Raw genomic sequence first — 12,195 nt, 5'->3', positions numbered from 1 at the left:
GTAACGCGGCGCAGAATAGAGTTGAGGTCAGGTATGACACAGAACACCACCGCCCATGCCGTCCTGCCGCTGCGCGACATGGTCGTGTTTCCGCATATGATCGTGCCGCTGTTCGTGGGGCGCGACAAATCCGTGCGCGCGCTCGAAACCGTGATGGCCAGCGAAAAGCAGATCCTTCTGGTCGCGCAGATCGACCACGCGGCGGAGGATCCCGATGCCGACGGCATGTACCGCGTGGGCGTTCTTGCCAATGTGCTGCAGCTTCTGCGCCTGCCCGATGGCACCGTGAAGGTGCTGGTCGAGGGCAAGAACCGCGTGCGGATCACCGAGTTCGTCGACAATGACCAGCATTTCGAGGCGCTGGCCGAGACGCTTGAAGAAACCGAGGGCGACGCCGAGACGATCGAAGCGCTGACCCGCGCCGTCAGCGACGATTTCGAGCGCTACGCGAAGATCAAGCGCAATGTCCCCGAAGAGGCGCTCAGCGCCATCGCCGATGCGGGCGAGCCCGCGCGGCTGGCCGATCTGGCCGCCGGCCATCTGAGCATCGAGGTGCCGCGCAAGCAGGAGCTTCTGGAAACGCTCGATGTCGGTGAGCGGCTGGAGAAGGTCTATGGCCTGATGGAGGGCGAGATTTCCGTCCTGCAGGTCGAGCGCAAGATCAAGTCGCGCGTCAAGACGCAGATGGAGAAGACCCAGCGCGAATATTACCTGAATGAGCAGATGAAGGCCATTCAGAAGGAGCTGGGCGAGGGCGAGGACGGCCAGAACGAGGTGGCCGAGCTCGAGAAGAAGATCTCCGAGACCAAGTTCTCGAAGGAAGCCCGCGAAAAGGCCGAGGCCGAGCTGAAGAAGCTGAAGTCGATGTCGCCGATGTCGGCCGAGGCCACCGTCGTGCGCAACTATCTGGATTGGCTGCTGGCGCTGCCCTGGGGCACGAAAAGCCGGGTCAAGAAAGACCTGAACCGCGCCCAGCGGATCCTGGACGAGGACCATTACAGCCTGGACAAGGTTAAAGAACGCATCGTCGAGTATCTCGCCGTGCAATCGCGTTCGGCCAAGCTGAAAGGTCCGATCCTGTGCCTTGTCGGGCCTCCGGGCGTCGGCAAGACCAGCCTTGGCAAATCCGTCGCCCGCGCCACGGGCCGGGAATTCATCCGCATCAGCCTTGGTGGCGTGCGCGACGAATCCGAGATTCGCGGCCATCGCCGGACCTATATCGGCTCGATGCCCGGCAAGATCATCCAGGCGCTGAAGAAGGCCAAGACCACCAACCCGCTGATCCTGCTCGATGAAATCGACAAGATGGGGCAGGATTTCCGGGGCGATCCGGCCTCGGCGATGCTGGAGGTTCTGGATCCCGAACAGAACGCGACCTTCGTCGACCACTATCTGGAAGTGGAATACGATCTGTCGGACGTGATGTTCATCACCACGGCCAACAGCTACAACATGCCCGGACCGCTTCTGGACCGGATGGAGATCATCCCGCTTTCGGGCTATACCGAGGACGAGAAGGCCGAGATCGCGCGCCGGCACCTGCTGCCCAAGGCGATCAAGAACCACGGCCTGAAAAAGTCCGAATTGTCGGTGTCCGACGACGCTCTCACGGCGGTGCTGCGGCACTATACCCGCGAGGCCGGGGTGCGGAACTTCGAGCGTGAGCTGTCGAAGATCGCCCGCAAGGCGGTGACGAAGATCGTGCGCAAGGAAGTCGATCATGTCGCCGTCACGGCGGAGAATCTCGACGACTTCCTCGGCGTTCAGCGCCATCGTTACGGGCTGGCCGAGAAGGAAGACCAGGTCGGCGTGGTCACGGGCCTCGCCTGGACGCAGGTGGGCGGCGATCTCTTGCAGATCGAAGCGCTCAAGCTGCCGGGCAAGGGCCGGATGAAGACGACGGGGAAACTCGGCGACGTGATGAAGGAATCGATCGACGCGGCGTCGAGCTATGTCCGGTCGGTCAGCCCGCAGATCGGCGTCAAACCCCCGGTCTTCGAGACGATGGACATCCACGTCCACGTGCCCGACGGCGCCACGCCCAAGGACGGCCCCTCGGCGGGTCTGGCCATGGTCACGGCGATCGTCTCGGTGCTGACCGGTATCCCGGTGCGCAAGGACATCGCCATGACGGGCGAGGTGACGTTGCGCGGGAATGCCTCGGCCATCGGCGGGCTGAAAGAGAAACTGCTCGCCGCTTTGCGGGGCGGCATCACCAAGGTGCTGATCCCGGTCGAGAACGCCAAGGATCTCCCCGAGATCCCCGACAACGTGAAAGAGGGGCTGGAGATCGTGCCCGTCAGCCACGTGTCGGAGGTTCTGGAACACGCGCTGGTGCGCAAGCCCGAGCCCGTGGAATGGGACGCCGCCGCCGAGGAAGCCGCCGCGCTGGCCGCGCGGCTGAACCGGAAAGAAGGCTCGTCCCCGGCCACCGCGCACTAAGCGCAACCTGCAGATCGGCCCGCCCCCGGGACTTCGGGGGCGGGTTTTTTCGCGCCTGACCGGCGGCGTCAGCGGGGACTGCCAACGGAAGACACGCGCGGTTTCCCGGGCGCGAGCCACCCCGGCCAGGACGCACGCGACAGGGCAGGGCGCTTGCCGGATGCCCGGAGACAGGGGCGCGAAAAACCTGACCGACGGCGCGTCTTTCCCCCTTGAGCCCACCCGCCCGACTCGCTATAGACCCGCCACGGCGGGCGATTAGCTCAGCGGTAGAGCGCTTCGTTCACATCGAAGATGTCAGCGGTTCAAATCCGTTATCGCCCACCATCCAGTTTCAAAGCCGAGGCCCGCGCCTCGGCTTTTTCGTGTCTGGGCCTCTGCAATTGTCCGGTCGCTGCGCCCTCGGGCTTCGCGCGAGACCAGGCCCTGGTCCGGCATCCCGGCGGCGGCGACAGCCGCTCTTGCCGCGCCCCGGAAACACGCCAGATAGAGACCACGGGCCACCGTCTTTGCACGGGGAAGGGTGGTCTCAATAACCCGCTGACTTCATTGACGTTCTGACGGAACCGGTCCGCCCATGATCCCTGACGGCTTTTTCGGCTTCAACCCCTATCACGTCGCGCTGGCGGCGGTCGGGGTGATCGTCATCCTTGCGCGTTTCCTGCCCCGCCTGATCACGCGCCAGGAACCGGCCTCGGCCCCGTTGATGATCGTATTCGGCGCGGCAGCGACGCTCCTGATCCCGGCGATCCCGGCTGTTCCCGATCCGCGCGAGACGCCGCTGCCCTGGGAGATCATCAGCGAACTTGCCGTGATCTTCGCGCTGTTCGGGACCGGCATGCGCATCGACAGCGTCAGGCCCTGGCGCAAATGGGGGCCGACCGCGCGGATGCTCGGCATCGCCATGCCGCTCACCATCCTGGCCGTGGCGCTGCTGGGGGTCGGGTTCGTCGGGCTGACCGTGGCCGGGGCGATCCTGCTGGGGGCCGTGGTCGCGCCCACCGACCCTGTACTGGCGGCGGATGTACAGGTCGGCCCGCCGCAGGAAGGGCGCGAGCATCCCGTGCGTTTCACCCTGACGACCGAGGCCGGGCTGAATGACGGGCTGGCCTTTCCCTTTGTCTATCTGGGTCTGATCGTTGCTGCCGAAGGGCTCAATCCGGGCGCGTGGTTCGTCGACTGGCTGGTCTGGGATGTGGTGTACCGCATCGCCCTGGGCGTGCTGGCGGGATGGGCCGGGGGGCGGATCCTGGCATTCGTGCTGTTCACAATCCCGCGCGACGCGCCCCTGGCCGATACCGGGTCGGGGGTCGTGGCGCTGGCGGGGGTGCTGTTGTGCTACGGATCGACCGAGCTGATCGAGGGCTACGGCTTCATCGCCGTCGCCGTCATGGGCCTGACCGTGCGCCGGGTGGAAGAGGACAACCGCTTTCACCGCCAGTTGCACGATTTCACCGAATCCATCGAACACGCGCTGACGGCGGTCCTGCTGGTCATGCTGGGCGCGGTCCTGCCGGTGGTCTTTGCCGATCTGAGTTGGAGCCAGGTCTGGCTGGCGCTGGTCGTCATCGTCATCGTCCGGCCGCTTGCGGGCTGGGTCAGCCTGATCGGCACCGACATGCCCCGCAAAGACCGCGCCGCCATCGCCGTCTACGGCGTGCGGGGCATCGGCTCGGTCTATTACCTGTGCTACGCGATCAACCACATGGAATTCACCAACGAGGCGCAGCTCTGGTCCCTTGTCGGGCTGGTGATCCTGATGTCGACGATCCTGCACGGTTTCAGTGTCTCCTGGGCCATGCGGCGGATCGAAAACTAGGCAGGGCGGTCGGGCGCAGCGTCCTTCCTGCCACGTTCGCGCCCGCAATATCCGCCGCGGCTGCCCCCAAACCTTGCGTCCGGGCGGCGCCGGTGATCTATTGCTTGTCAATTCACGACAGAGTCGAGCCGCTTCAATGACCGATTTCCTCGCCGGCCAGCCCGAGACCTATGACGCCTCCTCGATCGAGGTGCTCGAAGGTCTGGAACCCGTTCGCAAACGCCCCGGCATGTATATCGGCGGGACCGACGAGCGTGCGCTGCACCACCTCGTGGCCGAGATCCTCGACAACTCGATGGACGAGGCCGTCGCCGGCCACGCCAACCGGATCGAGGTCGAAATCGCCGCCGATCATACCGTGACGATCCGCGATAACGGCCGCGGCATGCCCTTCGATCCGCATCCGAAATTTCCCGGCAAATCCGCGCTCGAGGTGATCCTGTGCACGCTCCATGCGGGCGGCAAGTTTTCCGGCAAGGCCTACGAGACCTCGGGCGGGCTGCACGGCGTCGGCGCCTCGGTCGTCAACGCCTTGTCCGACAGCATGGTCGTGCAGGTTGCGCGCGACCGCAAGCTGGTGGAACAGCGCTTCTCGCGCGGCAAGCCGCTGGGGCCGGTGACCGAGATCGGCGCGGCCCCGAACCGGCGGGGCACCACGACCAGCTTCCATGCCGATGAAGAGATTTTCGGCAGCCACCGTTTCCGTCCCGCGCGGCTGTTCAAGATGGTGCGCTCGAAAGCCTACCTCTTCTCGGGCGTCGAAATCCGCTGGAAATCCGCGATCGAGGATGGCGACACTCCGCAGGAGGCGGTGTTCCATTTCCCCGGCGGGCTGGCCGATTATCTGGGCGAGCAGCTCGGCAAGGACATGACCTATTCCGACAAGCCCTTTGCCGGAAAGGTCCATTTCCAGGAAAAGTTCGGCGTGCCGGGCTCGGTCGAATGGGCGATCAACTGGACGCCCGCGCGCGACGGTTTCGTGCAGAGCTATTGCAACACCGTGCCGACACCCGAAGGCGGCACGCATGAGGCCGGCTTCTGGGCCGCCGTGCTCAAGGGCATCCGCGCCTATGGCGAGCTTGCCGGCAACCGCAAGGCCAAGGACATCACGCGCGAGGATATGGCGGCGGGCGGCTGCGCGCTGATCTCGGTCTTCATCCGCGAGCCGGAATTCGTGGGCCAGACCAAGGACCGGCTGGCCACGACCGAAGCCGCGCGGCTGGTCGAGAACGCCGTGCGCGACCATTTCGACAACTGGCTGGCGGGCGACCCCAAGGCGGCCGGCGCGATTCTCGACTTTCTGGTCCTGCGGGCCGAAGAGCGGATGCGGCGCAGGCAGGAAAAGGAAACGCAGCGCAAATCGGCGACCAAGAAGCTGCGGCTTCCCGGGAAGCTCGTGGATTGTTCGGCCTCGAACCGGGCGGGCACGGAATTGTTCATCGTCGAGGGCGACTCGGCCGGTGGCTCGGCCAAGATGGCGCGCGACCGGCGGACGCAGGCGCTCCTGCCCCTGCGCGGCAAGATCCTGAACGTGCTGGGCGCGGCGTCGGGCAAGCTGAACCAGAACCAGGAAATCAGCGATCTGTGTCAGGCCCTAGGCGTTCAGATGGGCACGAAGTTCCGGGTCGACGACCTGCGTTACGACAAGATCATCATCATGACGGACGCCGATGTCGACGGGGCGCATATCGCCTCGCTTCTGATGACCTTCTTCTTCACACAGATGCGTCCGCTGATTGATCAGGGCCATCTCTACCTTGCCTGTCCGCCGCTTTTCCGGCTGACCCAGGGGGCCAAGCGCGTCTATTGCCTCGACGAGGCCGAGCGCGATCTGTGGATGGCCAAGGGCCTTGGCGGCAAGGGCAAGATCGAGGTGTCGCGCTTCAAGGGCCTGGGCGAGATGGACGCCAAGGATCTGAAAGAAACGACCATGGATCCCGAGCAGCGCAAGCTCATCCGCGTCTCGATCGACGAGGATATTCCGGGCGAGACCGGCGACCTCGTGGAACGGCTGATGGGCAAGAAACCCGAGCTGCGCTTCCAGTACATCAGCGAGAATGCCCGCTTCGTCGAGGATGTGGACGTCTAGGCCGCCTGCGCGCTCAGATCGTCCCTCGCCGAACCGTCAGCTGACCTACCGATGGTCTGTAAGGCTGTTTGCGTGGTTATCGGTTATCTCTTCGCCTGTTTCTCTCGGCCCGCTTCTCGCTGCCGATTGTCTCCCTGACCGTCATCTTTCTGACCCGGCAATTGGCCGACGGGTTGCCTTGCTGTGCCGTTCCCCGTCCAACCGTTTGTCGCGCCGCTTTGCAAATTGGATACGTCTGTTTCAGACCGTAGGACGCGGCCTCTGGCCAGGCAGGCTCGAGGTTTTCGGGCGTCGTCGCGAGCGAAGCCTGACCCGGCCGCACGCTGCCGGATGGGATTTCTACGTCGGACAACAGAAGACATTCAAATTCTAAACCATGCGCGGCTTCCTTTCAGCTTTGTTGCTTTCCGGGCCCTGACCCGTCCGGTCCGAAAAGCGCCTTCCCGATGACAAGAGCGGGTTCTGCGTTGCGCCGGTGGGTTAAGCCATGTCGTCCATGCCGCCGGCAGCGAGCCCCCGGAAACGAGAAATAGGGCGGACAGGTTAAGAGCAGGTGAACACTGGCGAGAAACTCGCCGCGATCCGCAAAAGTCGGACTGTTTCTGGATCACCAGAACTTTTTCCGGCGCGACGCACGATTTGTTAACCCGCTCGCCGCATCCTGTCGGGGCAGCAGCCACCGAATCCCATGCGACACCTGTTTCTTGCCTTTTCGCTGATCGCCGCTGGTCCCCTGCGGGCCGATCCTTGTGAGCAGCATTTCATTACCGGGCTGACCGCCGGACAGCCGGTGGACGCCTGGCTCACGCGGACGGAGGCCTTTCTTTATGCGGGGCTGGGCTGGGTGACCCGAGGCGCGGTGATGGACCGGCTCGAAGGCCGCTCGATCCAGACCACGGCCTGCGAGGAAATCACTGTGCTGCAGAATGAACTGTCGCTTGTTCAGCAGCGCCTGTCGCAAGCCGAACGGGCATTCCGGCTGGCCACCTCGCTTTGCTGGGGGGAGAACCGTGTCCGGGCGCAGCGGAACCTGGACGCCCTTGTCGACCACCGGACAGGGGCAGAGGACATCGCGATGTACCTGGCCACGCTCAGGGAGCGCTGCGATGGGTGAGCGGTTTGCAGGATGGCGTCAGCAGAGCCCGGTGAGGCAGAATTCCTGTTCCGCTTGCGGCCGTGGCGAACTGCCCAGCGCCCGCTACAGGGGGGCTGTCGCTTCGGTCGCTTGCACGAGGATGGCGGCAGGTTCAGGCGCGGTGCAAGGAGGATTCTTGGGCGGAGTGCGGCTGGTTCCGGCCGGCCCCTCCCCGGTCTGCGGGGCGAAACCGGGATATGCGCAGGCCCTTCTTGCCGAACGGCGCGGGCGCGCCCGATCCGGAAGGCTGGACCAGCGGAAATGTACACCCGCCGGTCGCGGGTCTGCCGATGGCCCTAGTGTCAGGACTCGTTCTCTCTCAAAGCCAGAAAATCACGGTCGCAGCGCGTGCGATCGCTGAGAAGAAGGTCTTCGGGCATCGGTCATAACGGGTCGCCACCCGTCTCCAATCTTTGAGCCCGCCGAACATGATCTCGATCCGGTTGCGCCGCTTGTACCTGCGCTTGTCGTAGCGGACGGGCGTCGTCCGTTTCTTCCGGGATGCAGGGACATATCTTCTTGTCTTACAAGGCTTCTCTGAACCAGTCGGCATCGTAGCCACGATCCCCGAGCAGCGCCTTAGCATCGGGCAACCCGCTGACCAGCGCACGCGCCCCGATGTAATCGCTGACGGGCCCGGCAGTCAGGAACAGGTCGATGGGCCGGCCATGGCTGTCGCAGACGGCGTGCAACTTCGTGTTCATGCCTCCCTTCGTCCGGCCAATCAGGCGTCCACGCCCCCCCTTTTTTACGCCCAGGCTGGACGCCGTGCGATGGGCCTTCAGATGAGTTGCGTCGATCATCACGGTAGTCTCCTCACCATGCTCGGCCGCCAGCCCGGCCATGATCCGGGCGACGACGCCTCTGTCGCTCCACCGCTTCCAGCGGTTGTAGAGTGTCTTGTGCGGGCCGTATTCCCTTGGCGCATCTCGCCACCGCAAGCCATGGCGACTGATAAACATAGTACTGCTCAGAACGCGCCGGTCATCAACCCGGGGCTTGCCGTGCGACTTGGGGAAGCAAGGCTCCAGACGCGCCATCTGCGCAGCGCTCAACCAGATGAGATCTGACATGTTCACCGCTCGTTTTCGAACGGTGAATCACGCTCTCCCAACCAAATCAATGGGTCCTGACCCTAGGAGCAGGGGAGAAGAAGCGCCGGAAAAAGTCGATATCGGATCCATTCATTTGCTTTCCGGTGGGCTGATCACGATACCGGGAAAGATAGGACCAGAGGCGCGGCGCGCGCTTGCGGGTCGAAATTGCCCGGGCACAAAAAATGGGGGGCGCAAGGCCCCCCATCGTCGCTCCGGTGTCTCAGCTTTCAGCGCGGCACCAATGTGCGTCCCACAGGCCACAGCGCGAACCCGGCGAGTTTCAGATGCGCCCAGGCGAAAGGCAGGCCGATGATCGTCACCGCGTTCAGAACCGCCGAAACCAGATGGCCCAGAGCCAGCCACCAGCCGGCCAGGACGAGCCACAGGATATTCCCCAGCGTCCCGAAAGCGCCGGTGCCGATATCGGGGCCGGTGATCTCGGTCCGGTCGGCGGCGCGCATGCCGAACGGCAGCAGCGAATAGCCCGCCATCACCACGGCCGAGCGCGCCCAGGGGATCCCGACGATGCTGATCGCCATGATCAGCGCCGCGATCAGCCATCCCACGGCCATCCAGGCACCGCCCAGGACAATCCACAATACGTTCAGGATCAGGTTCATGTCGATCTCCCAATGTTACGAGTATTCACATGGGGTGGCGCGACGCGGATTCAAGGCCGCGCGGAAAAGACCGCCAAAGAGGGCGAACCGCCGATCCGCCGAGGCCCCGCGCAGGGTGCGGTCGCGCCGCCGGGAGGCGTGCCGTCGGCCCGCGGATGCGATATCTTGACCCCGCGCCTGCAGCGCGATAGCGCAGCGTCATGGCGCCCACACCCCTTCTTCAACTCTCGCAAATCTCGCTCACCTTCGGCGGCGATCCGCTGTTTTCCGAGCTGGACATGGTCATTCAGCCGGGCGACCGGCTGGCGCTTGTCGGCCGGAACGGCTCGGGCAAATCCACCCTGATGAAGATCATGGCCGGGCTGGTCGATGCCGATAGCGGCGGGCGGGTGCTGACACCCGGCACAAGCGTGGGCTACATGGAGCAGGATCCCGACTTCGCGGGGTTCGCAACGCTCGGCGATTACGCGCTTTCGCAGCTTGATCCCAGCGAAAGCTACAGGGTCGAGATCGCCGCCGAGGGCCTGGGCTTCGATCCGGCGGTGGCGATCGCGACGGCGTCGGGCGGGGAACGGCGGCGCGCGGCTCTGGCCAAGCTGCTGGCCGAGGCGCCCGAGCTCATGCTGCTCGACGAGCCGACCAACCACCTGGACATCCACGCCATTCGCTGGCTGGAAGAGCGGTTGAAGGAAACCCGCGCGGCGTTCGTGATGATCAGCCACGACCGCGCCTTCCTGAACGCGCTGAGCCGGGCGATGCTGTGGGTGGATCGCGGGCAGGTGCGCAGGCTGGACCAGAACTTTGCCGCCTTCGAGGAATGGCGCGACAAGATCTGGGCGGACGAGGACGAGGCGCGCCACAAGCTCAATCGCAAGATCAAGCACGAGGCGAAATGGGCGGTCGAGGGGATCAGCGCGCGCCGCAAGCGCAATATGGGCCGGGTACGGGCCCTGCAGGACCTGCGCGCCGAGCGCGCGGCGCAGATCCGGCGGCAGGGCACGGCGGCGATGGCGTTCGAGGCCGGTCCGCAATCGGGCAAGCTGGTGGCCGAGGCGACAGGCATCTCGAAAAGTTTCGACGGAACGCCCATCGTGCGGGATCTGAGCCTGAGGGTGCTGCGCGGCGACCGGGTGGCGCTGGTCGGACCCAACGGTGCGGGCAAGACCACGCTGCTCAAGCTGCTGACCGGCGAGATCGAGCCCGATAGCGGGTCGATCCGGCTGGGAACCAACCTGGACATGGCGGTTTTCGACCAGACGCGCGCGCGGCTCGACGGCAACGCGACGCTGTGGGAGAACATGACCGGCGATCCGCTGATGCGGGTCAGCGGCTCGTCCGATCAGGTCATGGTGCGCGGCACGCCCAAGCACGTGGTCGCCTATCTCAAGGATTTCCTGTTCGACGAACAACAGGCCCGCGCCGCCGTGCGCAGTCTGTCGGGCGGCGAGCGCGCGCGGCTGCTTCTGGCCAAGATCATGGCGCGCGAGTCGAACCTTCTGGTGCTGGACGAACCGACCAACGATCTGGATGTCGAGACGCTGGATCTGCTGCAGGATTTGCTGGGGGATTATCCGGGAACCGTGCTGTTGGTCAGCCACGACCGGGATTTCATCGACCGGGTGGCGACGACGACGCTGGCCTTCGAAGGCGGGGGCAGGGTGGTTCCCTATGCCGGCGGCTGGAGCGATTATCAGGCGCAGAAGGCGCTGAGCGAACCGACGGCCGAGAAGCCCTCGGCGAAAGCGCAGCCCGTGAAGCCAGAGGGGAAGCCCGAGGCGCCGAAGGCCCCGGCGAAACCGGCCGGGTTGAGCTTTACCGAGAAGAAGCGGCTCGACGCGCTGCCCGACGAGATCGCGCGGCTGGAGGCCGAGATCGCCAAGCTGTCGGACCTGTTGTCGGATGCCGAGCTTTACACGCGGGAGCCGGTGAAAGCGTCGAAAGCCACGGCGATGCTGGAACAGCGCCAGGGCGCTCTGGCGGCGGCGGAAGAGGAATGGCTGACGCTGGAGGAAAAGGCGGGCGGCTGACCGCTCACGGGGTGCCCGGATGCCGCTTTCGGTGGCGTTTGAGCAGCATCCAGCCCAGCCCGGCCGCCATCGCCAGGGATCCCAGCAGGCCCAGGGCATCGCCCAGCATGTCCCCCGCTTGCTCAAGCTGGCCGCCGGCCACATAGCCCAGCCCGACATAGAGGATCACCCAGACGATTTCGCCGGCGATGCCCATCGCGGTAAAGGTCAGCCAGCCCAGCCCCACGCCGGGCGCCAAAAGGTTGACGTAGGGGCCCAGCACACTGAACAGCCAGCGCGACAGGAAGACGGCGATGCCGCCGCCCTTCCGCGTGGCATCGCGCGCGCGTCTCAAAAGCGCCGCGCGCGCCGGGCTGTGCAGAAGCCACGCCTCGGCGCGCCGATAGCCCAGCCTGCCCAGCTGATAGCCGGTCTGATCGCCCAGCACCGCGCCGATCAACGCCGAGGCCGCGACCGTCGTCAGGTCCAGATCGCCCGAGGCCGCAAAGGCGCCCGCGGTCAGCATCATCAGCGACGAGGGGACGGGCACGGCAAGGCACGACAGGAAGGTGATGATCCCCAGCGCCAGCGCGCCCCAATCCGCGACCAGGGCCTGCAGCCATTCAGTCATGCGCGGTCTCGCGGTAGCGCGAGATGCCGGTTTCAATGCGCAGGATCAGCGTCTTAAGCGGCACGCCTTCGTCGCGGGCGATCATCTCGAGCGAGCGGCGGCCCGAGGGGACCTGGTCGATGCCGGCAATCTCCTGCATCGCCGCGCGCGGCACATCCCACGAGCGCGCGACATAGCCCAGCGGCATCCAGCCCTCGACCGCCTGGTCGCGATGCGCGGGATCGGACCAGTAGAACGCCCCGAGCGCAAGCCGGACCGCGAAGAAGAGGCTCAGCGCGACGGCCAGCCCGAATCCGGTGAGAAGCAGCAGACGCAGGGGCCGGGAGCTGGGATGCATCATTGTCCTCTTGGCGACC

Annotated in this window: 8 protein-coding genes, 1 tRNA gene and 1 pseudogene; 6 read left to right on the top strand and 4 right to left on the bottom strand. The window is 65.3% G+C overall.

What is annotated here, in order from left to right; translation table 11 throughout:
• The first annotated feature begins 33 nt into the window (after positions 1-33).
• The 5 genes from lon (at position 34) to C4N9_RS06025 (ending at position 7,464) form a co-directional block, all read left to right on the top strand.
• Positions 34-2,442, top strand: coding sequence for an endopeptidase La (gene lon / locus C4N9_RS06045; protein ID WP_109532401.1), 2,409 nt, complete (start codon positions 34-36; stop codon positions 2,440-2,442).
• Positions 2,443-2,694: 252 nt separating this feature from the next.
• A tRNA-Val gene (locus tag C4N9_RS06040) sits at positions 2,695-2,769 on the top strand.
• Between the two features lie 250 nt (positions 2,770-3,019).
• Positions 3,020-4,261: a cation:proton antiporter gene (locus C4N9_RS06035; RefSeq protein WP_109532400.1), complete on the top strand. Its 1,242-nt coding sequence runs from the start codon at positions 3,020-3,022 to the stop codon at positions 4,259-4,261.
• A 136-nt stretch (positions 4,262-4,397) separates the two neighbouring features.
• A complete protein-coding gene (gene parE, locus C4N9_RS06030; RefSeq protein WP_109532399.1) occupies positions 4,398-6,350 on the top strand; it encodes a DNA topoisomerase IV subunit B in 1,953 nt (650 codons plus the stop codon).
• A 688-nt stretch (positions 6,351-7,038) separates the two neighbouring features.
• A complete protein-coding gene (locus C4N9_RS06025) occupies positions 7,039-7,464 on the top strand; it encodes a hypothetical protein (RefSeq protein WP_109532398.1) in 426 nt (141 codons plus the stop codon).
• A gap of 340 nt (positions 7,465-7,804) precedes the next feature.
• Here the strand turns inward: C4N9_RS06025 and C4N9_RS06020 are convergent.
• A pseudogene (locus C4N9_RS06020) lies at positions 7,805-8,558 on the bottom strand (IS5 family transposase).
• A gap of 251 nt (positions 8,559-8,809) precedes the next feature.
• Positions 8,810-9,202, bottom strand: coding sequence for a YccF domain-containing protein (locus C4N9_RS06015; RefSeq protein WP_109532397.1), 393 nt, complete (start codon positions 9,200-9,202; stop codon positions 8,810-8,812).
• 200 nt (positions 9,203-9,402) lie between these two features.
• Between C4N9_RS06015 and C4N9_RS06010 the strand changes: the two genes are divergently transcribed.
• On the top strand, positions 9,403-11,229 hold the full coding sequence (locus C4N9_RS06010; protein ID WP_109532396.1) for an ABC-F family ATP-binding cassette domain-containing protein: 1,827 nt from the start codon (positions 9,403-9,405) through the stop codon (positions 11,227-11,229).
• Positions 11,230-11,233: 4 nt separating this feature from the next.
• Here the strand turns inward: C4N9_RS06010 and C4N9_RS06005 are convergent, their stop codons facing one another.
• Positions 11,234-11,839: a DedA family protein gene (locus C4N9_RS06005; RefSeq protein ID WP_109532395.1), complete on the bottom strand. Its 606-nt coding sequence runs from the start codon at positions 11,837-11,839 to the stop codon at positions 11,234-11,236.
• Positions 11,832-12,176 (bottom strand): hypothetical protein, encoded by a 345-nt coding sequence (locus C4N9_RS06000; RefSeq protein WP_146195125.1) that lies wholly within the window; start codon positions 12,174-12,176, stop codon positions 11,832-11,834. The genes C4N9_RS06005 and C4N9_RS06000 overlap by 8 nt, the downstream gene beginning before the upstream one ends.
• Between the last annotated feature and the right edge of the window lie 19 nt (positions 12,177-12,195).

This window comes from Pararhodobacter marinus, from assembly GCF_003122215.1.
In the GTDB taxonomy this organism is placed as follows: Bacteria; Pseudomonadota; Alphaproteobacteria; order Rhodobacterales; family Rhodobacteraceae; genus Pararhodobacter; species Pararhodobacter marinus.
This window is presented reverse-complemented; position numbering and strand designations above follow the sequence as displayed.